This window comes from Bacillus cereus group sp. MYBK14-1 (genome assembly GCF_051916885.1).
Lineage (GTDB): Bacteria > Bacillota > Bacilli > Bacillales > Bacillaceae_G > Bacillus_A > Bacillus_A cereus.
The window spans coordinates 209,251-232,363 of record NZ_JBQAHM010000001.1 but is presented as its reverse complement, the minus strand read 5'-3'; the positions used below and the strand labels follow the sequence as shown (position 1 = coordinate 232,363).

Here is a 23,113-nt window from a genome sequence, read left to right as displayed (position 1 = left end):
GAAGAAAGGGTGTATGTGATGCAAATTACAAAAAGATTAATTAACAAAACAGTTTTATTACTTACTTTAATCGTTATGTTATCATCTGTTTTCTCCTTTCAGAGTGTAAAGGCAGTTTCAAATTCGAAAACAACTGAAATTATCATTCATTACAAAGAAAAGCTTGGAAATACAAAAGACTGGAATCTTTGGTTATGGGGAGAAAATGCAAATGGTACATCTTATCAATTTACTGGTGAAGATGAATTTGGAAAATACGCTAAGATAAAAATAGACGGTGACTATAATCGTGTAGGATTTATAGTTCGAACAAATGAATGGGAAAAAGATGGTGGGGATCGTTGGATTGAAAATATAAAGGACGGTCGTGCTGAAGTATGGATCCTTTCGGGTGATGAAAAAGTATATAACTCTAAGCCTTCATCGGATCTCTCAATTCAAAAAGCAACTATTGATAGTTTCCATGAAATTACTGTAACGACTAATGTCCCGTTTAATATTAAGGAAAAGAAAATTGAAATTGAAGGCATTAAAATTAAGAATATTACTCCTTATGATATAAACAGTGGCGATATTACTAATAAGGTCAAAATAATTACGGAACAGAAAATTGATTTAAAACAAACATACAAAGTTAAAATAGAAAACTTAGCTGATACGAATACTGAAATTGGTAAAGTCATTCGTAGCGAAGAATTTGATAATTTATTTTATTATGGTGGTAACGATTTAGGAAATACATATACTCCGCAACATACAAAGTTCCGTTTATGGGCTCCTACTGCAAGCGAAGCGAAGTTAGTTACATATAAAAAATGGAGCGATAAAATAGGTGCTGAAATAAACATGCAACAAGGTGAAAAGGGAACTTGGACATCAGAACTAAAGGGGAACCAAAAAGGGCTCTTTTATACGTATAAGGTCAAAATTGGTGATAAGTGGACTGAAGCGGTTGATCCATATGTGCGTGCTGCTTCTGTAAATGGGGATAAAGGTGCAGTCGTTAATTTAGAAGAAACAAATCCGAAAAAATGGAAAGCAAACAAAAAGCCAAAATTTAAAAATCCGGAAGATGCTATTATTTATGAGTTACATGTACGCGATCTTTCCATTCAACCTGAAAGTGGTATTAAACAGAAAGGGAAGTATTTAGGTGTAACAGAAAAAGGAACAAAAGGGCCAGAAGGTGTAAAAACAGGACTTGATCATATAAAGGATCTCGGTGTTACTCACGTTCAGTTTTTACCGATATTTGATTATGCTTCTGTAAATGAAGAGACTTTAAATGAACCGCAATATAACTGGGGATATGATCCTAAAAATTTCAACGTTCCAGAAGGCTCCTATTCTACAAATCCTTATGAGCCGACTGTGCGAATAACTGAATTAAAGCAAATGGTTCAAACACTACATGATAATAATCTTCGAGTGGTGATGGATGTAGTATATAACCATATGTATAACGCTGCTGAATCTAATTTCCATAAGTTAGTTCCAGGTTATTATTATCGTTACAATGAAGATGGAACATTTGCAAATGGAACTGGAGTAGGAAATGATACTGCTTCAGAAAGAAAAATGATGAGGAAATTTATGATAGATTCCGTCACATATTGGGCAAAAGAATACAATTTAGATGGATTCCGTTTTGATTTAATGGGTATTCATGATTATGAAACGATGAATGAAATACGTAAAGCTGTTAATCAAATTGACCCTTCTATTATACTACACGGAGAAGGATGGGATTTAAATACACCTCTTGCAGCTCAGCTGAAAGCAAATCAAAAAAATGCAGAGAAAATGAAAGGGATTGCACATTTCAACGATGATATACGTGATGGATTGAAAGGTAGTGTATTTGAGGAGAAAGAAAATGGATTTGTAAATGGAAAGCAAAACATGGAAGATCGTATTAAAAAAGGCATTACAGCAGGTATTGACTACGATACAAATTCGTCTACTTATCAAGATCCGGAACAGGTACTAACTTATGTGGAAGCGCATGACAATCATACATTATGGGATAAACTTGAGTTGACTAATTCAGGTGATAACGAAGAAGTGCGAAAACAAATGCACAAATTGTCTTCTTCGATTTTATTAACATCACAAGGTATTCCATTTTTACATGCAGGGCAAGAGTTTATGCGGACGAAATACGGTGATCATAATAGTTACAAATCTCCAGACTCAACTAACCAGATGGATTGGCTGCGCCGTGCAACGTTTAATAATGAAGTAGATTATATGAAGGGTTTAATAGAATTACGCAAAAAGTACTCAGCTTTTCGAATGACATCTGCAGAGCAAATAAAAACACACGTATCATTTATTGATGCTCCAAAAAATACTGTAGCTTATATAATAGAGGGGAATAAACATGAATACTTTACAGTGGCTCACAATGCAAATAGAGAAGCTGTTGAAATAACACTTCCATCGAAAGGGCCTTGGAAAGTACTAGTAGATGGCAAGCAGGCGGGAAGTAAACCACTTTATGTTGTCCATGACAATAAAATTAAAGTTCCTGCATTAAGTTCCATTGTTTTAAAATCAGAAAAAACGATTAAATAAAAGCGAAGAGTGTGGAAATAAATACTGAATTGAGCAAAGTTAATAAGGATTGCAAATGAAAAAAGCGAAGTGAAGATTATTCTCACTTCGTTTTTAAAGTTAATGTAATATAATTTCACATACTGTAATTATATTACAATTTAATAAAAAAAATAAGCAATAGATTATTTCTTTTGTGACAGTAGGAAGAGAAGATATCTTTGAGTTTATTTATAAAATTATATGAAATACATTCGTAATTCATATAATTTTTATTAAATATTCGAACATATAACGAACTAGATGTTCGAGTTGTATTAATTCCTACAAATCTTTTAAAAATAACAAAAGCGTAAAAAGTATATGGAATTAAAATAGAGAAAAGACACCATTCAAGGTGTCTTTTCTCTATTTTGAATATGAAATGTAAGTAACTCTATTGTATGTAATAGTATGTGATATTTTCACACTAACTGATTAAGAAAAATTTAAAACTCTTTTCTTAATCTATTTGTAATAAATTGCATCATAAAATTTTATCGATATAATAAATAAAACTTTCTCAACATTATTTGATTTAATAACTATATTCAACCGCTCTCCAATCTATTACAATAATTTCACATTGAAAATACATGAATATTCTCAATGTTATAAATGGTTTATACCTTATAGGATTACTATGGGAAAGGATGTGAAATATCAAAAAAAAAATCATTTTTTATGATGAAATAAAAAATTTTAATGAAGAAAAAGTTATTTCATTATTTTCAAGTTTCGTTAAAGTGCATGTATTTATAATCACTATGAGACAAGGAGCAGAATCTAAAAAAATTTTGTAAATTAGAAAATTGCATTTCAAAAATAAGTTAAACGTTTATGGAGGGTTATATGAGCGAGAAAATTTATTACTGGTCTCCGATTAAGCATTGGGAGAAGTTGCATAATGAAGTTTTGATAGGGGAAATGAGATTTACAGGTATTCTGTCTGAGTGGTTTCCTGATTTTTATTTTATGGCTCAAAAAGGTGTGAAAATTAGTGAACTAGTAGAGCGCTTTTCGTTAGGAAATGTAGAAGAGACACAAAAAAACATAGAGCTCATGATAAAAAATCGTGTGTTAGTAAGTAACATATTACACCCAAGAGAAGTATTTTCTTCACAAGAAAAGATTTTTCCAAATCCATATAGCAACCAGATTCGCTTTTCTAAAGAAGAGTTAGATAAGTATATGAGTGAACAATTAAATCGCACGCACGTTGCTGCACGGTCAACCGAAATTCAACTTGAAACAACAGATGAGCTACCCACTATAATCAAGGAACGTAGGTCTTGTCGTCAATTTGAAATGGAAAAATACATTAGTTTTTCGGAATTTTCCCAATTCTTATCAACTCTAAGACAGGTTAGGGAAGAAAAAATATACTATCATTACGCAAGTGCAGGCGGGCTCTATCCCATTGATATCTTTGTTTATATAAAACCAAAACGTATAGAGGGTATGAAAGCTGGATTTTATTATTATAACCCATCAAAAAATAGTCTTGTGATTGTAAACAACATTGATCAAGTGATCAAAAGTGATCATGAGTTAATTAATCAGGATTTATTTACTCAATCTGCATTCTCAGTTTATTTGGTTTATAATGCGAACGCTTCCATCCCGAAATACGGTTCAGATGGATATTTATTTGCTTGTATCGAGTCAGGCATTATCACTGCTACCTTAAATATGGTTGCTGAGACATTAAATTTAGGGGTTTGTTCAGTTGGTCATATGAAATTTGAAGAGATTCAGCAATTTTTATGTTTGGATAACCATCAAGTGTTTCTCCATGGGCTTGAAGTTGGCTTGAAAATTAACGAGTAGAAGAAATGAATATTAGGGGGATAAAGATAAAAATGCACATTAAAGATCGAAGTTCAATTCATGAAAATCAAGAAGTAGAAGCGTTTTGGAAGGAGCAATTATCTTCCGAGGTTCTCGATTTTTCTGTATTTAATAGCGATAACCAACTAAATAAAGAAACACCTTGTGAGTTCGTTCAAGTCATAGTGAATGTAGAGTTTAGTAAAAATATACAAAAAATATGTAAGTCTCAAGATTTATTATTATTTAGCTGGTTTCAAGCCGCTTTAAGGGTTTGTTTGGCACATTATACAGATCAAGAAAGAATTACTATTAGTATTCCTATAATTGAAAAGAATCTTGAACAAAGTGAGAATCTTAATAAGTTGATTCCTTTAGGAAGTGAAATTCATCCGCATCACACCTTTAAACAATTAGTAAATGAGATTGAACAAACGACTTTATTCGGGTATGAAAATCAGGAGTATCCGCTCTCTGAATTATTAGTTAAACACAATTTAACTCCTTTTCAAATTGTAATCGGGATGGAAGGATTACATAATGAAAATTCGCTAGAAGAATACGCAGAGAATAATTTAGTCCTATGGATACGAAGAAAATGGAATGAAATACATAATGAATTTGAATTTCAAATTTCTTGCAAGTCCCGTTCATTCTCTTCTTTGCAACAGTTTGCCAATTCGTATTGTTATGTTTTAAAGCAAGTTTCACAAAACCCGAATTTGGCATTGAAAGATATTTGTATTATTGCAGAAGAAGAAAAAGAGTTGCTAGAAGGATTGAATACTTTTCAAACGGGCATAGACTTGTTTCAATCATTTCAAGATTTGTTTGAAGCGCAAGTATTAAAAACTCCAGATCAAATTGCTGTTGTTTGTAATGATCAATCTTTGACATATAGAGAATTGAATAAGAAAGCGAATCAATTGGCTTCTATTCTTCAAAGTAAAGGTGTTTCAAAAGAAAGTATTATTGGCGTTATGGTAGATCGGTCATTAGAAATGATTATTGGTATGATGGGGATTTTAAAAGCAGGAGCAGCGTATTTACCAATCGACCCTAACTACCCAACTGAACGAATTGAATATATGTTACAAGATAGTCAAGCAAAATATTTACTTAGTAAGCGAAAAGAGGAAGTATTGCCGCAATTTGCGGGTGAAGTACTGTATCTTGATAAAGAATATCTTTTCCAAGGTGAAGAAAGTAATTTAGTACGAGAACATAATCCTAATGATTTGGCTTATGTTATTTACACATCAGGATCGACAGGAAATCCAAAAGGGGTAATGATCGAACAAAAATCGCTAGTTCATTTTTTAAATGTAATGAGAGAAAAAGTAAAAGCTAATCAATCATTCTTGTTTCTTGCTAGTGTATCTTTTGATATTTCCTTGTTAGAAATATGTCTTCCTTTAACGCAAGGTTCAAAAGTAGTAATTGCTACGGAGGACCAGTTTGCAACAAAAGAATTGGCTCATTTAGTCAAAAAACATAAGGTGGATTTATGGGAATCAACGCCATCGCGAATGGAAGTGATTTTGAGTGATCCAGAAGGGGCAAATTTTCTAAAAGATTTAAAATCTATTTTATTAGCAGGAGAAGCATTTTCCATTGATTTGGTTGAAAAAATTCGTTGTATCAGTGAAGCAACAATTTTAAATATTTATGGTCCCACAGAAACAACCATTTGCGCAACAGTAAAAGACTTGAGCACTTCCAAAGAAGTTACGATTGGCAAACCTAACCCGAATTATCATTCCTATATATTGAATAAGTATGGCCAATTAAAACCATTTGGAATTCCTGGTGAACTCTGCATTGCTGGCGTAGCGGTAGCACGAGGGTATCTTGGTAAAAGTAAACTGACAGATGAAAAGTTTGTACCGAGTCCTTTTGCGGCAGGGGAAATGATGTATCATACAGGTGATCTCGTTCGTTGGTTGCCTAATGGAGAACTTGAATATTTAGGTCGAATGGATCATCAAGTGAAAATTCGGGGGTATCGGATTGAATTAAGAGAAATCGAAACTCAATTAAGGGAATATCCAGAAATAAATCAGGCTATCGTTGTTGATCAAGTGTATGGAAATAGGAAATTATTAGCTGCCTACTATGTATCGGATAACAAGGTGTCTTTTGGTGAAATCAGAAAATATTTAAGTGATAAACTACCTGAGTTTATGATTCCTGAAAAAATGATTCAGGTAGAAGAGATTCCATTGAATCCAAATGGAAAAGTGGATAGAAAAAGGTTATTGGATATAACACAAACGGATTATGTATCAATTCCATACGTTGCCCCGCGCAATGAAATTGAACAAAAATTAGTGTGTGCGTGGGAAAAAGTTATGGAGATTGAGGGAATCGGTATTCATGATAATTTTTTTGCATTAAAAGGAGAATCCATTAAAGCACTTCAGGTAATTAATTTATTAAGAAAAGACTGCTTAAAAATAAGTACAACAGATTTTTTTAAGCACCCTACAATCGCTCAACTGAGTTCTTGTGTAAAGTTAGAGCATAAAGAGGAAAACTTTGAAAGTAGACCAACTCATGTTAAAGATTTGTCTAATCCATTTTCCTTAACAGAAGTTCAGACAGCGTATATGTTAGGAAGGAATTCGCAGTTTGAATTAAGTGGTATTTCACCTCAAACATATTTTGAATATGAAACAGCATTGGATATCAATCGTCTTTCAAAAAGTTTTCAAAAGGTAATCCATCGTCATCCAATGTTGCGAGCTGTAATTTTACCAGAGGGAAAACAACAAATATTACAAAGCGTTCCTGATTACGAGATTGAAATAGTGAGTCTCATAGATTTAGATGATAGGAATCAAAATGCTCGCTTACAAGAAGAGCGTTCTCGAATGACTAACCATGTATTCCCTTTGGGGCAATGGCCTTTGTTTGAATTGAAAGCTTTTCTTTTAAAAGAAGACACGTATTTATTATGTTTTCGATACGATGCTTTATTAATGGACGGAGCAAGCATGAACATTGTTGGACAGGATTTGTTGCATTATTATTATAAACCAAATCAAAAATTAGAATCTTTATCTTTTGATTTTCAAGATTATATGTTTATCTATGATGAAATGGAACAAAGCGAAGAATATAAAACAGCAAAAGATTATTGGACAAGTAAGCTTCCTGACTTTCCGTTTGCACCATCTTTGCTGTTAAAAAAGGATCCAGCAGAGATTGCTACTCCTAAATTCCAATCACTTACAAAAATCCTGGATAATAAAAAATGGACAAAGCTACGAAAGTTAGCACAAGAGAAAGAGGTAACGCCTTCCGCTCTACTTTGTACAATATATGGTGATGTGTTGGCACATTGGAGTAATCAACGTCGATTAGCAATTAACTTGACTGTATTTAACCGTTATCCTGTTCATGATGAAGTAGAACAGATTGTTGGAGATTTCACATCACTTATTTTATTGGATGTTGATGTAAAACCAGAGCAAACTTTCTTTACTAGAGTAAAAGAAACGCAAGCTACTTTATTAGATGGCCTTGAACATCGTCATTACGATGGAGTTAACTTTATTCGAGATTTTACTCGATATCATCAAATGACGCCAAAAGCAGTTATGCCAATCGTTTTCACCTCGATGTTAGCAGGTGCAGGTGCTTTCTCTTGGGAACAACTTGGTTCTCTTCGCTATATTCATGCTCGGACTCCACAAGTGTATTTGGATAATGTAGTAATTGAAAAAAATGGAGAGTTATTAATTAGCTGGAACTATGTTGAAGAGTTATTTGATGTTGATGTAATAGAAGCAATGTTTTCCCAATTTGTTGACTTATTGGAACAATTGGTGAAACAAAGCGATATAACATCTTTGCAGATGAAAGAATCGGATCAAACTTTAATTAAGCAATACAATGAAACAACAGAAAAAATACCTTCAACTACTCTGTATCAATTATTTACAGACCAAGTAAAACGTACACCGGATGAAGTAGCAGTGGTATTTGAACAAGAATGGTTAACATACTCGGAACTTCATAAACGTTCTAATCAAATTGCCCACTTCTTAAAAGAGCAAGGTATTGGTCTAGGTGACAAAGTGGGTCTTTTAGCAAAAAGGCGAGTTGACACAATTGTTAATATGTTAGGTGTTTTAAAATCAGGTGCCGCTTATGTTCCGATTGATCCCGATCATCCTTTAGATCGCCAAACATATATTTTAAAAAATAGCTCATGCAAGCTTTTATTAGAACCTAGTCTTTATGAAGAAAATCATTTGTCATTTTATACAACAGAAGATATGCCCGCTATTGCTGGTCCAGAAGATATTGCCTATATTATATACACTTCAGGAAGTACAGGAAAACCAAAAGGAGTAATTATTACTCACCAAGCGGTTACAAATACTATTCAAGACATAAATCAAAAATATGAGGTGAATGAAGATGATCGTATTATTGGTATCTCTTCCATGTGTTTTGACCTATCTGTATACGATATTTTCGGAGCTTTAAGCACAGGTGCAATGTTAGTAATGATTCGTGATCCGAGAGACATGCAAGAATTAATCCGCACTGTCGAACGTAGAGGGATTACAATTTGGAATACAGTGCCTGCAATCATGGATTTGGCATTGGAGCAAGTAGGTTCTCATTTTGAATATCCTTCTTTACGTTTAGTTTTACATAGTGGAGATTGGATTCCGCTTTCTTTACCAGAAAAAATAAAACGACATTTTCCGATTGCAGAAGTAGTCTCACTAGGAGGGGCAACAGAAGCATCGATTTGGTCAATTTATTATCCGGTCAAACAGGTGGAATCACATTGGAATAGTATTCCATACGGGATGCCCTTGGCAAACCAAACGTATTATGTGTTGAACTATGAAAAGAAAATGTGCCCTGTTGGTGTAATTGGAGATTTATATATCGGGGGAGTGGGCCTTGCTAAAGGATATTTAAATGATGAAAAGAAAACAAATGAAGCGTTTGTGTCACATCCTGATTTTGGTCTTATATATAAAACAGGGGATTGTGGAAAAATGCATTCTGAGGGATATATTGAATTTTTAGGCCGCCAAGATTACCAAGTGAAAATTCAGGGATATCGAGTAGAGTTAGAAGAAATCTCTCATTGTCTTCTAACTTATAAACAAGTCGAACATGCTGTCGTAATTGATCAAACAGATGAGAACGGAATAAAATTTTTAGTTGCATATGTGGTAACTGAGCAAAATATTAGTACAACAGAACTACGAAAGCATTTGCAAGATCACTTGCCAGATTATATGATTCCTTCTTATTTTGTTTATTTGGACCAATTACCCCTGACTCCAAACGGGAAATTAGATAGAAAAGCGCTCCCTACTCCGGAGAAACAAAAAAATGAAGTATTTATTGCCCCAAAAACTGAAATGGAAAAAATATTAACTAGTATTTGGCAAGAAGTACTCAAAATAGATCAAGTTGGAGTAAATGATCATTTCTTCGCCTTAGGTGGAGATTCGATAAAAGCGATTCAAGTGTCCGTCAGACTGTATCGACAAGGATTCGAGCTTGAACCAAAAAATATATTTTCATTTCCTATATTAAGGGACATGGTTCAATTTGTTAAAAAGCTAGACCAGTTTTCAAGTTCACAAACAAATGATGTAAACATAATGAACGATAATAAAGCTACATTACTAAATGTTAAAGATAAACAACTTAATCAACATACACTTAACAAAATACAAGAAAAAATGCCGGATATAAAAATAGAACGTATTTACCCGTTAGCACCTTTCCAGGAAGTTATTTATGAGCATGCTACGAATGAACCTGATACAAATGCATATTTTGAACAAACAATTTGGGCACTTGAGGGGGAGCTGGATATTAAACTCTTTATTCAGTGTTTCCAACAATTAGTTGATCGTCATGATTCTTTAAGAACAATAATTGTGCAAGATGAACAAGCAAAACCTTGGCAAGCTGTTCTATATGATGTTCAAATAAATTCAGAAATAAAAAACTTGATTGAGATGACGAAACAAGAACAGCAAGAATTCCTAAAACAGTGGATGAATGAAAATTTAAGTCGAGGATTTAAAAATGATGAACTTATGACACGTCTCTGTATATTCCAACTAGGTAATAACGAGCATAAAGTAATTTGGAGTTCCCATCATCTATTATGTGATGGTTGGAGCGTCAGCATTTTGATAGACGAATTATTCCAGCTCTACGAAACTACAAATGCCGGAACTACGGCGGGGTTACCCATGGTAAAACCTTTTGAAACATTTATAGATTGGACTTTGGCACAAGATCATGAGAAAGCACGTCATTTTTGGCGAGATTATTTATCAGGATACAATCAGAAAATTAGTATTCCTAAAAAGAAAGTCCCATCTAAAAGTGAAGGGTTAAACTTCACTTTTATGGATTTAACATTAGACAAGGATTTGACTGATCAGTTACAAACATTTGTAACTAAAAATAATATAACTATGAATACGGCATTACTAGCTGTATGGGGAATATTGCTTGGCAAATTCAACGGAACGAGAGAAGTAGTATTGCCTAACCTAGTATCAGTCAGACCTCCCGAAGTAGAAGGAATTGAAAATATGTTCGGTCTGTTCACAAATGTTTTGCCTATCCGATTAGCATGGACAGAAACGCAATCTTTTGTGGACTTCCTGCAAAAGGTACAACTAGAGACATTGAAATGTAATGAGTATGCATACTATTCATTTGTTGATATACAAAAGCAAAGTGAATTAAAAACTGAGTTGACTGACCATCTTTGGGTTTTTGAAAACTATCCAACTAATCCAGCAATCTTTTCTTCAAATGAAAACAGACATTTTGCTATCACGGATTACGAAGTTGTTGATGAGCCACATGTAAAGTATGGAATTATGTGCTTCCCTGAAGAAAGACTTACAATAAAGTTTGGATATGATCAAACGGTATATGAAACAGAGAAAATACAGGAAATATTAAATCACATCCAGGGGTTAATCAACACGATTCTTCAAAATCCAATACAAACAATTTGTGATTACAAATTATAAAAAATGAAAAGGCGAGCAAGAACTCGCCTTTTTAAATAGAATAGGAGTAAATCAAATGACAAAAAAATTACAGTTATCAGCCGAAGAAATGCGTCAGTTAGGATATCAAGCGGTTGACTTAATTGTTGATCATATGAATCATTTAAAAAGTAAACCAGTTTCAGAAACGATTGATAGTAATATTTTTAGAGACAAGCTAATTGAAACGATTCCGGAAAACGGATCTAATCCAAAAGAATTACTTCATTTTCTTAATAAAAATGTGTTTAATCAAATTACTCATGTGGATCATCCTCATTTTATGGCTTTTGTGCCAGGTCCTAATAATTATGTTGGTGTATTAGCAGATTTTTTAGCAAGTGGGTTTAATGTATTTCCTACAGCTTGGATAGTAGGTGCAGGTGCCGAACAAATTGAATTAACGACAATTAACTGGTTAAAATCAATGCTAGGATTCCCTGATTCAGCTGAAGGATTATTTGTCAGTGGTGGTTCCATGGCTAATTTGACTGCACTTACTGTAGCGAGACAGGTCAAGCTGAATAATGACATAGAAAATGCGATTGTTTATTTTTCTAACCAAACTCATTTTTCTGTAGATCGAGCACTTAAAGTATTAGGTTTTAAACAGCATCAAATTTGCCGAATTGAGACAGATGCAGACTTAAAAATTTCAGTTAGTACTTTAAGAAAACAAATAAAAGAAGATCGATTAAAAGGGAAAAAAACATTCTGTGTTATTGCTAATGCAGGGACAACGAATTGCGGAGCGGTGGACTCCCTCGATGAATTGGCTGATGTATGTGGTGATGAAGATATATGGCTACACGTGGATGGGGCTTATGGGGCTGCAGCAATTCTCAGTGAAAAAGGAAGGGAGTTATTAAGTGGAATTCATCGTGCCGATTCTTTAACGTTAGACCCGCATAAATGGCTTTTTCAGCCTTATGATGTTGGTTGTGTACTTATTCGAAATAGCCAATATTTAAGTGAAACATTCCGTATGATCCCAGAGTATATTAAGGATACAGAAACTAATATAGAAGAAAAAGTGAATTTTGGGGAGCGTGGAATTGAACTTTCTCGTAGATTTAGAGCATTAAAGGTATGGCTTTCTTTTAAAGCATTCGGAGTTACAGCTTTTCGTGAGGCAATTGATCATGGCATTATGCTAGCTGAACAAGTTGAAGAGTTTTTAAGGAAAGAAAAAGATTGGGAAGTAGTAACACCTGCCCAATTAGGAATTGTTACTTTTCGTTATATTCCATGTGAGCTAACATCTACAGATACAATTCATGAAATAAACAAAAAATTGGTGGAAGAAATTAATCAAAGAGGATTTGCTATGCTAAGTACGACTAAATTAAAAGAAAAAGTAGTAATTCGACTTTGCTCTATCAACCCAAGAACAACAAAAGAAGAAATACTTCAAATCATGATGAACATAAAAGCATTAGCAGAGGAAATAAACACATCGCCTAAACATCTTATATCTGTTTCTCAACCTTGATATATTAGGCGGATTTTACATATTAATAGCCGATTCTTATTTAGAATCGGCTATTATATTTAAATGATAAATACATATATACTATTTATAAGTGTTTCTCTTGTAATGGGATTAAGCCTCAACCTTGGATACTCGTTTGAAACCAGTCTTTATTGCTTGTACTATTTCGTTCACAGCATAAATAGATACATCGGCATTTGGATTTAACCCTTCAAACCAGTGATAGGCATTTGGATATAAATGAAACTCCACATCAACACCAGCTTGTGCTAGTTTGCTTACATAGGTTAATGTTTCGCTGCGGAATGGATCTAATTGACCAACAAATGTGTAAGTATACGGTAAGTCACTATAATCCTCAGCTCGAGAAGGTGCTGCATAGGCAGGGATTTGATCCGTTCCATACATTTCTCCTAAATACATTTTCCAGCCAGCTTCATTTGCCTTTTGGTTCCAAACAAATCCCTCTTTAATTTCATTCGCTGAAGGTGTATCATTTCTGTCATCAATCATTGGATATAGTGGCATTTGTAAACAAATTGAAGGATATTTTCGATCTCGTGCTAATAATGATAATGCTGCTGTTAGTCCACCGCCAGCGCTTACTCCTGCAACCCCAATTCGATTCGAATCAATGTTTAATGACTTTGCATTATCAGCAATCCATTTTAAAGCTGAATAACAATCCTCAATTGGTGCTGGGTAAGGGTGTTCAGGTGCTAAGCGGTAGTCTACAGACACGACCACACAGCTAGCTTCTTTTGCAAACCTCATACAAGTATCATCGTTATCATCTATAGACCCTAAGATATAACCTCCACCATGTATCCATAATAAGACAGGTAAAGATTCATGATTTGATTTTGGACGATAAATTCGTAATGGTAACGGATTATCATCAGGCCCAACAATGACTTTATCTATTAAAGAAAGGGAGTCATCAACAACGGTAGGTGGTCTCATTTGAGCTATTCCTTCTCTGATTGATTGCAAATTTTCTGGGCGTAAATCGAGATCCGGAAACATCTCTAACCCTTGTAATAATTCTGGATTTACTCTAGTTTTCATTTTAGCACCTCTATTTGTAATTGTTTTCAAATAAATGAAGTGTATTCTAAGTAGTTTAATTGTGAAAGAACACCACAATTAAATTGTAAATTGGATATGTTATAACAGTCAACAGAATATTCGGAAATTAAAACCTTTCTCAAGAAGGAGTTTCATGCAATCAATAATACAAGTAGTGGATTTAAGAGCAAAGTGTTTTAATGGCGTTGTAATTATGTACATTAGAAAAATTTCTTTTCTAGACTCATGAAGAATTATGAAAAGCAAAATTTTATAGATAGTTATCTTAAAAATAAACAAAGAGAGAAGAACTAACCAATGTTCTTCTCTCTTTTTCATATGTAATTAGGGTATCCATAACTGTAAATACGGATGGTATAGATTAATGGATAAATAATTTATTTTATTTCATTTTCAATATTGTAAGGCTTGGGGCTAAGATTTACAAAGGTGACTAGTAAAAAATATAACAATATAAGTATAAGATTTTGTACTTAGTAATCTCGCGATTTAAGGCACGACATTAGATAAGTGCGGGGAGTTCAATCGATTTTGAATAAAATTAATAGTATCAGCTGCAATTTTTTTACGTTTAAGAACGATCCCGGCATGCCCACATGTATAAATATATCGTGTAGGTCTTTCCCAAGATTCCCACAAGTAGTCTGTATCCTCAGAATGCACATATAGATCATGCTTACCTGAAATTAATAAAATATTTTCTTTTTTTACTTTTGGCAATGCTTGACTCGGTTCAGTGATTTTCCAATAATCTATTAAATCATCATACGTAACACCATGATGTTCCAAGTCTTCTCTAATAAATTTACCCGGAATTGTATTCCAAATAGAATAAGAAAGTCGATTTGCATAGAAAATGGATGCTAACACATCAATTTCTTCTTCAACAAGAGAGGTTAAGTTAGTAATAAATCCGCCTAAACTAATCCCTATTAGAATCAGGGGACCATTTTTGTTTGCTTTAATCCATTTAATCAAAGCTCGTAAATCAGCTACCGCTTGTCTAGTTGCTTGTACTGTTCGATCAATATTTGCACTTACCATATATTCTCCACTGAATAGGGATTGATCGGGTTTTCTTTCAAAATGATAGGGTAGAGTGAAATAATACATATTCCACTTCAGGGTGGTCATATGATTGTGGAATATTTTTTTTACACGTTCGTTAGAATCCATTCTCCAACCGTGAACAAAGATAATATGAGGTGCATTTTCATTTTTATGTAAGAATAATTCCCCAGTTACAGAGTCGTTGCGTGAATCACCGGATTGAACCGAACTTTTATAGTTGAATTGCCCAACCATGTATTCATTTTCTTGCTTTGAATGCTTAATGTCAAAATGAATATGTGATGGTTTTACTTTATAAAAAGATTCTATGTCCTTTATATTTAATGAAGTGTTAGAAAGGGAAGTAAACTGAAACGCTACACTTCTTTTTTTGTGTAAATCATATAAGGCATACCGATCAATGAGTTTTGAAAAAATCAAATTAACTTCCTCCAAAATACATATTGTTTAAAAAATAGTAGGTGCTTGAATTATAAAAATAGAGGATAAATTTGTATATTATATTATAAAGCTTACAATAAAAAATTTATACTAAAATTTAAGAAGCAAGTTAATATTCTTATCCATATAAAAGAATATTAACTTGCTTCTTTTCTTATTAAAAGCTGTAATTTCTATGAAGAACAACTTACAATTCCCATATAGATATTCACAAATTGGTTCTCTATATTTATTGTATAGAAATTATACAATAAATATATTTTTTATGTTACATACATTAAATCAAGCTTAACCTCTCTTTTCTATAAGTCTCTTAGATTGACTAACTCCTTACCGAAATTTAAAAACGACTGTGTTTTTGAATTTGTGTTCTAGCTTTTCTGGAACAGGTAAATAACTACACATAAACTCCTTATATCTCTAGTTAAACTACCGATTAGCTCCATATAAACTCTAGATAACCTATATAGAATACAAGTTATCAAGGAGGTAAGAAAAATGAATTTTATGAAACGAGCAATTCTCAGTATGAAAAAAAGGATAGGAACATCATTAATTTTGATGGCAGTTTTTCTGATTGTTACAAATTTGGTTCTTTCAGGTTTTACAATCCAAAATGCGTCAAAAAAAGCAGCGGATGCTGCGAGAAAAAAACTTGGTGCAGATGTTACTTTAGGTCTTGATTTCGACAAATTAGGTCAAAAAGCTAAGGAAACTGGAGAAATGCCAAGTCCGCCGCAGCTCGATACAAAAGAAACAGAACAATTAGCGAAGTCCAAGTATGTAAAAGACTATAATTACATAGCTAACACTTTCGGTATTTCTGATGGACTTAAACTAGTAGGAGCTTCAGAAGGAGAAGAAGGTAAAGGTAAAGCGGGAATAGCGGCTGTGCGAGGCGGTTCAAGCTCTGGTACAGAAATAGATATGAATGCTTCTTTTATGATTGAGGGAGTCCGCAAGACTGCATTACAAGAAAGCTTTAAAAACGGAAAAAGTAAAATCATTGACGGAAAACCAATTACAGAGCAAATGAAGAATCAGAATGTAGCTTTAATGGAAAAACGATTAGCGGAATTAAACAATTTGAAAGTAGGAGACAAAGTTAAAGTGCAATCAGGGGATAAGAAGGAAACCCTTGAGGTTGAAATTATCGGTATTTACGAAACAAATGAGCAAGCAATGGGTCAACAGGCTCCTCCTATTATGGATCCGGCTAATAAACTATATATGCCGCATTCAACTATGAAAAAATTAGAAGTAGACCAAGGTATAAGTAGTGTTCAAGTCGTGTATTTCTTGAATGATCCACAATATATTGATGCATTTAAAAAAGAAGCAAAAAAATCTAATATTGATTTTAATTATTATAAATTAGATGCGCATGATTCATTGTACAAGCAAATGATTGGTCCTATTGAAAATATCTCTTCGACTTCTCAAATGATCATTTATATTGTATCGATTGCAGGTGCGATCATTTTAGGATTAATCATTATGCTATCAATTAAAGGGCGTCGTAAAGAAATGGGAATTCTATTGTCTATTGGAGAGAAAAAGTGGAAACTGATGGCGCAATTCGTAGTAGAAGTAGTGTGTGTCGCTATTTTAGCATTTGGATTATCCATAACAACAGGAGCTAAAGTTTCTCAATATATAGGGGATAATTTACTTTCGAATGAAATTGCTACTGCGAGCGAAGAAACAGATACCTCGCAACATGGCACTGTAATGATGGCTGGACCTGGTGGTACTCTACAAAATCAAAAAGAAGATCCAATTGATAAAATTGATGTAAGTGTAACAGGAGAAGATGTAGGGAAAATGGGGGGGATTGGACTAGGTATTGCTATAATAGCAACGCTTCTTCCAGCATTATCTATTCTACGTTTAAACCCAAAACAAATTCTTTTAAAAGATGAATGAGGAGGATCGATATGGAGACGATTTTACAGTTTAAAAATTTGGATTATTATTATGAAAGTAATGGAAAAAATGTAGCGATACTAGATAATGTTAACTTTTCTTTTCAAAAAGGACATTTCTACACGATTTTAGGACCATCTGGATCTGGTAAAACCACAACTCTAAGTTTAGGTTGTGGACTGGATGTCCCTAAAAATGGTTATGTACTGTATAATGGCAAAGATATTAGAAAAATTGGTTTGGATCGATACCGTAATCAAAATGTATCTGTAATTTTCCAATCTTATAACTTAATTACCTATATGACCGCTCTTCAAAACGTCTTAACAGCAATGGAAATTACAGGTGTTAAAGTGCAAAATAAAACAGCAAGAGCATTAGAATTATTAGAGAGGGTAGGACTCTCAGAAGCTGAAGCGAAACGAAACGTCCTGCAACTAAGCGGTGGACAACAACAGCGTGTAGCAATTGCTCGAGCACTATCGTGTAATGTTGATTTACTAATTGCAGATGAGCCGACAGGAAACCTCGACGAAGAAACCGCAATGGATATAATAGAACTGTTTCAAGAACTTGCACATAAAGAGAATAAATGCATTATTGTTGTGACGCACTCACAGGAGGTTGCTAAAAAATCAGATCGTGCAGTGTATTTAAGTAAGAAGAAGTTGGTCGTAAATGAAATCTAATATAAACATCATAACTGTTCAATTCACATAATTTTCAAAATCTATCTCTTTCAAAAGCTTATATTTGATTTATAATAAAATCAAGCCATAACCAAAATGGTCTCCCTGTACTGAATGTTAAAATAGTTTGTTGTTCCCGTTTTAATAATATTTGAAAAAGAACTTGTATGATATTCTACAAGTTCTTTTTATTATAATTGGTTACCTATATCATGGGATAATCACACATAGATATTGCAGAATTAAACCTACAATCATAATTAAACTAAATACTATTATCCAACCAAACACACAATAGCCAAAAATTCTAATCCATTTAGGTAATTGATTCATGTTAATTTTATTTGAGGGAACTCCCTGCATAGAAAACATCATTTTTTGATCTCTATCTCTATTATTTTGCTGTTCATACATAATATCATCACCTTTCCAGATATATTGAGTTTGTAGTATATCAACCTAAAGAAATTCATGTACAGAATAAAAGGGGATAGCATATATATTATGTGGTGGACTTTATAAATAAATGCATTTAATCACCATGGTTCTAAGCACTAATCCGTTATAAATACTGAAAAAGAGCCCTACATAAATAGGACTCATTTTCTTCAAATGTTAAGTTGCTGGATATAAATCAGAACCAAGGTAACGTTCTTTTATAATTTGAAGATGATGAAGCTCATGACCAGCAATGATGTATGCTAATGCACGAACTGTAACTTCAGAATTATTCGCATTTCCTCTTTGTGACCAAGCTTCTTTATCTAAGCTTCTAAGTAAATACAGGGTAGATTGGCGAACAACTATTAAATTCTCAAGAAGATCTTGCATAGATTGCTTATCAAAAGCAGCTCTAAGAACATACATATCATCATTATAGCCTGGAAGTTCTGCTGTCTCGCCTCGAGCGATTGATAGCAATCGATACGCCATAATCCGTTCTGTATCTGCTATATGACCCATTACTTCTTTTATACTCCATTTAGTAGGAGCATACCGGAAAAGTCCCTCACTATTAGAAATTTCCTTTAATAAGAGATTCGTTTCCTTCATTTGTTGTTCTAGAATATGTATGATATTTCCGTCTGATACCAAGTTGGTATACGTTGCATAATAGGAGTTATATTCACTTACTTGTGGCCTTATTTGCATACGAATCATCCTTTATGTTTTATGTTTAATCTTTACATATAGCTTACCATAAAAGAATTTTAAATTAATCTGAAAAATGGAGGGAAATATGCATTTTTCATCTTCCTTTTCAGTTTCATAGATGAAATGCATCTCAAATAAGAGAATCTAATTTGCTGCTAAGCGGAATTTCGTTTTTGCTGTTATAGTAGAAGATAAATATGTAAATTGAATACAGTTTGTCACTACTTATGATAATCGCCATTTAAGAAGCAGCATTTGTCCATTAAGTGAAAAACCTGTTAATAAGTTTATATTTACTACAAAAACAAACAAACTCGTCCTATTTAAAGGAGAGTTTGTTTGTTTTTGTGTTTAGATAATGGAATACTCATGCGAAATTGCACACTATGTTCCATATTTTTTATTGAATACTTTATATCTAGCGTTTCAAGAATTTGTTTAACAATATATAACCCCAAACCACTTCCTCCAGTATTTCGATTTCTTGATTTTTCAATTCGATAAAATGGTTTAAAAATTTGTTGTAAATCTTCATCTTTAATATTGACACCTGTATTTATAATTTGCATTTCGATTTGACTTTGTTTAGAATCCTCACTTAACTTTATATAGACTTTTTCATTATGTGGTGAATACATAACCGCATTATGGACAATATTTTTACATGCTTTTTCTAAAAGGGCACAATCTGTATAAATAGCAAGGCCAAAATCAATTTCTTTTATTATTTCGATGTTTTTTTGAGAAGCAAAAAATTCGAGATCTTTTGTAATTGTCCCTATTAATTTTGAAAGATTAACTTTCTCTACTTTTAGTTTGAAGGTGTGTTGTTCTAATTTCGATACGCTTAAAATTTCACGAACTAATTGTTCCATACTTTCAATAATTTGATGATTCTTCTTTAAATATTGATCGCGATTTTGATAAGGGCCAATATTGTATATCATTCCTTCTAAGTATCCTTTCATTACAGTAAGAGGGGACTTTAATTCATGTGCTATAATCGCAAAAAACTCTCTGCGTTTTGTTTCTATTTCTCTTTCTTTTTCAATATCATTTTTTAATTGTTCATTTGCTTTTTTTAAATCAAACATAGCTTGTTGCAAGTTAATAGACATGTCATTCAAACTATTAGATAATTCTCCTAACTCATCTGTAGAGCGAACCTCAATTTTTTCGGAGAAATCTAAATTTGCCATCTTTTGTGCACCTTCATTAATATAAATAAGTGGCTTTGTAATAAACCTGGAATAAAAATAAGCACTCCCTATACCAATAACAAGCACAATGATACTAATATAGGGGAGAAAGCGTACTAAAACCTGTGAAGCTTCATCAATCGGTTGAAATGTAGCAAACACTACAAGCGTTAAACTACCATCTTGAAATTGAATTGGTTTCGTAGCGTTATATGAATTGCTAAGGGTACTTGCATTCTCGAATCGTGTTGCTTTAGTAACTACTGTTTTTTGCGTACCACTTTGAATAAAAGAAAATGAAGGAGAGTAAATAATTACTCCTTCTTTATTTTGAAGATAAAGCATCGCATTATTTTTTTTTGCGTATTCATCAAAAAGTGGTATCGCATCTTGAAACGTAAGATTTTTAGATTTATCAATGATTTCGTTTATCCCTGTTTGAAGTTGATCTGTTTTATATTGCTCATAAAACGTAGGGAGAAAGAAGTATAAAGTTAAATAAATCAATACTGCAAAGGATAACAAAATGAGAGATGTAGTCATAAAGAGTTTGTAAGTAATTTGCTTCATCTTCATGAGTTTCACAATACTATTCATCAATTTTATAACCAATACCCTTTATTGTTTTAATATAAGGGATAGCTAATTTTTTACGTAGATTTTTAATATGTGTATCAATTATTCGTGTTTCTCCAAAATAATCGTACCCCCAAACCTTCTCTACGATATTTTCTCTTGTAAGTACTTTTCTCTCATTTTGAAATAGTAGTTGTAGAATTTCAAACTCTTTTGTCGTTAATATAATTTCAACGTCATTTACATATACTCTATATGCATCCACATCGATACGCACTTCTTTAAATATCAAATGATTATTTACATTTTTATCATAACTTCTTCTAAGTACAGCTTCGACTCGTCTAATCAAAACATGAAATGAAAAGGGCTTTGTTATATAATCATCGATCCCAAGGTCGAATCCTTTCATTTGATCTTCCTCTTCTTCCAACGCAGTTAGCATAATAATTGGTACGTTTGACTGACTTCGAATCATTTTAGAAACTTCAAACCCATTAAGATTGGGCATCATGACATCTAGAAGAATTAAATCAAATGATTGCTTATTAAATTGTGTCATACCCTCTAGTCCATCTGAAGCGACTACCACTGTATAATGCTGTGTCATTAAAAATTGTTTAATTAATTCCTGAATTTCTTGATCGTCCTCTACCACGAGAATATGATAGTTTTTCATAATATCACCTCTGGTAGTCATTATAGCCGTACTATCTGGAGTTTATGTGGAGATACAGTAGTAAACTTCATAGGACGTTTACTACTAAAAAATATTATTAGCTATATTACTTTTTTATGGAGAAATAATTGTTTAAAAAAACTTATCGTATGAATTGATGTACGATTAATATTTACGAAAAACTAATGTATAATAACGTGAATTGTATGTAGTTTCTTAAAATTCGCGAAAATATACTTTTGCTTCTTTACCAAAAGAGGAAAAGGAATTTCAATATAGAAGAAGCTACCGTAATACTAGAGTGTGTGCCAAGAACTTTGGATTTCTTTCATCTAGTTTCTATTTAATCGTTAATCACTACATAACAATGTTCTTGCTAAACCAAAAGTTTAAAGGTACAAACTTGGAGAGATTTATATAATGCTAGAAAGGTTGTGAAATGATTTGATGGGTTATAAAGCGATGCTGTTTGATTTAGATGATACATTACTTGATAGGGATAAAGCAGTAGAGGCATTATTTTTAATTGTTTTAGAAAAGTGTTATGAAAATGTAGATGGTGCGGCTAAAAGCAACATGTTACAGAAATTCAAAGAATACGATAAAAGAGAATATGGCATAAGTAATAAAACGACAGTTTTAGAATCATTGTTTGATGAATTCACGCCGAAGTATAGATTGCCACGCAATTACATCCAAGATTTTTGGAATAATAATTTCCCTAGATGTTTTTCAATAGACCAAAATACTATTCATTTCTTAAATCAAATAAAGAAGCACTTTAAAGTTGGAATTATAACAAATGGCTCAACTCAGAGGCAAAAAGCTAAAATATTTAACACGAATTTAAATAGGTATTTTGAAACAATCATTATTTCTGAAGAAGTGGGATTTAGTAAACCTGATAAACGTATATTCGAACTAGCATTAAATAAGTTAAATTTACAACCGGAAAATACTTTATTTGTTGGGGATGACTTAGAAAAGGATATTGCTGGTCCTCAAAATGTAAATATAAAAGGTGTGTGGTTTAACCCTCAGAAGATCAAGAATACTACCAAAATACAACCGTATGCCGAGATTAACACTTTGGATAGTTTGTTAAGTTATGTTACTCCACAATATTTTTATAACAAGTAAAAGTAATTCCATATATATATATTTAAAAATACAAAAAAAGAGAAACTATCATTAATTTCATTGACCGTATTAGTAATAAAAAATAGATATTTACAACAAAAAATAGAGGCCATTTTAATAGCTGTGGCTAATTTAATCTATGATTAATACGAAGTTTTGTAAAACAATTT

13 protein-coding genes are annotated in these 23,113 nt (G+C 32.7%); 7 read left to right on the top strand and 6 right to left on the bottom strand.

Translation table 11 applies throughout. The features are described from left to right. Positions 1-18: 18 nt before the first annotated feature. From pulA to ACTFR3_RS01120, 4 genes are all read left to right on the top strand, one after another. Positions 19-2,577 (top strand): type I pullulanase, encoded by a 2,559-nt coding sequence (gene pulA / locus ACTFR3_RS01135; protein ID WP_440044088.1) that lies wholly within the window; start codon positions 19-21, stop codon positions 2,575-2,577. Between the two features lie 870 nt (positions 2,578-3,447). Then, positions 3,448-4,425, top strand: coding sequence for a SagB/ThcOx family dehydrogenase (locus ACTFR3_RS01130; protein WP_001290959.1), 978 nt, complete (start codon positions 3,448-3,450; stop codon positions 4,423-4,425). Positions 4,426-4,457: 32 nt separating this feature from the next. Beyond that, positions 4,458-11,468 carry an amino acid adenylation domain-containing protein gene (locus tag ACTFR3_RS01125; RefSeq protein WP_440044087.1) on the top strand — a complete coding sequence of 2,337 codons (7,011 nt, stop codon included), beginning with the start codon at positions 4,458-4,460 and terminating at the stop codon, positions 11,466-11,468. A 55-nt stretch (positions 11,469-11,523) separates the two neighbouring features. Beyond that, positions 11,524-12,978: a pyridoxal phosphate-dependent decarboxylase family protein gene (locus ACTFR3_RS01120; protein ID WP_440044086.1), complete on the top strand. Its 1,455-nt coding sequence runs from the start codon at positions 11,524-11,526 to the stop codon at positions 12,976-12,978. 111 nt (positions 12,979-13,089) lie between these two features. Here ACTFR3_RS01120 and ACTFR3_RS01115 read toward each other — a convergent pair whose 3' ends face one another. After that, on the bottom strand, positions 13,090-14,046 hold the full coding sequence (locus tag ACTFR3_RS01115) for an alpha/beta hydrolase (protein ID WP_103622010.1): 957 nt from the start codon (positions 14,044-14,046) through the stop codon (positions 13,090-13,092). Positions 14,047-14,556: 510 nt separating this feature from the next. Beyond that, complete coding sequence (locus ACTFR3_RS01110; RefSeq protein WP_440044085.1) at positions 14,557-15,558, bottom strand: alpha/beta hydrolase; 1,002 nt, start codon at positions 15,556-15,558, stop codon at positions 14,557-14,559. 519 nt (positions 15,559-16,077) lie between these two features. Between ACTFR3_RS01110 and ACTFR3_RS01105 the strand changes: the two genes are divergently transcribed. Together ACTFR3_RS01105 and ACTFR3_RS01100 are read left to right on the top strand one after the other, a co-directional pair. Beyond that, a complete protein-coding gene (locus tag ACTFR3_RS01105; RefSeq protein ID WP_001010221.1) occupies positions 16,078-17,505 on the top strand; it encodes an ABC transporter permease in 1,428 nt (475 codons plus the stop codon). 11 nt (positions 17,506-17,516) lie between these two features. After that, on the top strand, positions 17,517-18,194 hold the full coding sequence (locus ACTFR3_RS01100) for an ABC transporter ATP-binding protein (RefSeq protein ID WP_000447852.1): 678 nt from the start codon (positions 17,517-17,519) through the stop codon (positions 18,192-18,194). 210 nt (positions 18,195-18,404) lie between these two features. Here ACTFR3_RS01100 and ACTFR3_RS01095 read toward each other — a convergent pair whose 3' ends face one another. The 4 genes from ACTFR3_RS01095 to ACTFR3_RS01080 all read right to left on the bottom strand — a co-directional run bounded on the left by ACTFR3_RS01095 (position 18,405) and on the right by ACTFR3_RS01080 (position 21,803). After that, the gene (locus tag ACTFR3_RS01095; RefSeq protein ID WP_440041327.1) at positions 18,405-18,608 is read right to left on the bottom strand and encodes a hypothetical protein; all 204 of its coding nucleotides are present in this window, start codon (positions 18,606-18,608) and stop codon (positions 18,405-18,407) included. A 201-nt stretch (positions 18,609-18,809) separates the two neighbouring features. Continuing rightward, complete coding sequence (locus ACTFR3_RS01090) at positions 18,810-19,346, bottom strand: DinB family protein (RefSeq protein WP_001167135.1); 537 nt, start codon at positions 19,344-19,346, stop codon at positions 18,810-18,812. Positions 19,347-19,672: 326 nt separating this feature from the next. Beyond that, on the bottom strand, positions 19,673-21,124 hold the full coding sequence (locus ACTFR3_RS01085) for an ATP-binding protein (RefSeq protein ID WP_440044084.1): 1,452 nt from the start codon (positions 21,122-21,124) through the stop codon (positions 19,673-19,675). 13 nt (positions 21,125-21,137) lie between these two features. Next, positions 21,138-21,803: a response regulator transcription factor gene (locus ACTFR3_RS01080; RefSeq protein ID WP_000800727.1), complete on the bottom strand. Its 666-nt coding sequence runs from the start codon at positions 21,801-21,803 to the stop codon at positions 21,138-21,140. Between the two features lie 447 nt (positions 21,804-22,250). On the opposite strand from ACTFR3_RS01080, the gene ACTFR3_RS01075 reads away from it, so the two are divergent. Further along, positions 22,251-22,943, top strand: a complete 693-nt coding sequence (locus tag ACTFR3_RS01075) for an HAD-IA family hydrolase (RefSeq protein ID WP_000540709.1) — start codon at positions 22,251-22,253, stop codon at positions 22,941-22,943. Positions 22,944-23,113 lie beyond the last annotated feature (170 nt).

Excerpts from the sequence above, each read along its gene's own strand:
- pulA (WP_440044088.1), top strand. The coding sequence starts at position 19 with ATGCAAATTACAAAAAGATTAATTAACAAAACAGTTTTATTACTTACT.
- ACTFR3_RS01130 (WP_001290959.1), top strand. The coding sequence starts at position 3,448 with ATGAGCGAGAAAATTTATTACTGGTCTCCGATTAAGCATTGGGAGAAG.
- ACTFR3_RS01125 (WP_440044087.1), top strand. The coding sequence starts at position 4,458 with ATGCACATTAAAGATCGAAGTTCAATTCATGAAAATCAAGAAGTAGAA.
- ACTFR3_RS01120 (WP_440044086.1), top strand. The coding sequence starts at position 11,524 with ATGACAAAAAAATTACAGTTATCAGCCGAAGAAATGCGTCAGTTAGGA.
- ACTFR3_RS01115 (WP_103622010.1), bottom strand. The coding sequence starts at position 14,046 with ATGAAAACTAGAGTAAATCCAGAATTATTACAAGGGTTAGAGATGTTT.
- ACTFR3_RS01105 (WP_001010221.1), top strand. The coding sequence starts at position 16,078 with ATGAATTTTATGAAACGAGCAATTCTCAGTATGAAAAAAAGGATAGGA.
- ACTFR3_RS01100 (WP_000447852.1), top strand. The coding sequence starts at position 17,517 with ATGGAGACGATTTTACAGTTTAAAAATTTGGATTATTATTATGAAAGT.
- ACTFR3_RS01095 (WP_440041327.1), bottom strand. The coding sequence starts at position 18,608 with ATGTATGAACAGCAAAATAATAGAGATAGAGATCAAAAAATGATGTTT.
- ACTFR3_RS01090 (WP_001167135.1), bottom strand. The coding sequence starts at position 19,346 with ATGCAAATAAGGCCACAAGTAAGTGAATATAACTCCTATTATGCAACG.
- ACTFR3_RS01085 (WP_440044084.1), bottom strand. The coding sequence starts at position 21,124 with ATGAAGATGAAGCAAATTACTTACAAACTCTTTATGACTACATCTCTC.
- ACTFR3_RS01080 (WP_000800727.1), bottom strand. The coding sequence starts at position 21,803 with ATGAAAAACTATCATATTCTCGTGGTAGAGGACGATCAAGAAATTCAG.
- ACTFR3_RS01075 (WP_000540709.1), top strand. The coding sequence starts at position 22,251 with ATGGGTTATAAAGCGATGCTGTTTGATTTAGATGATACATTACTTGAT.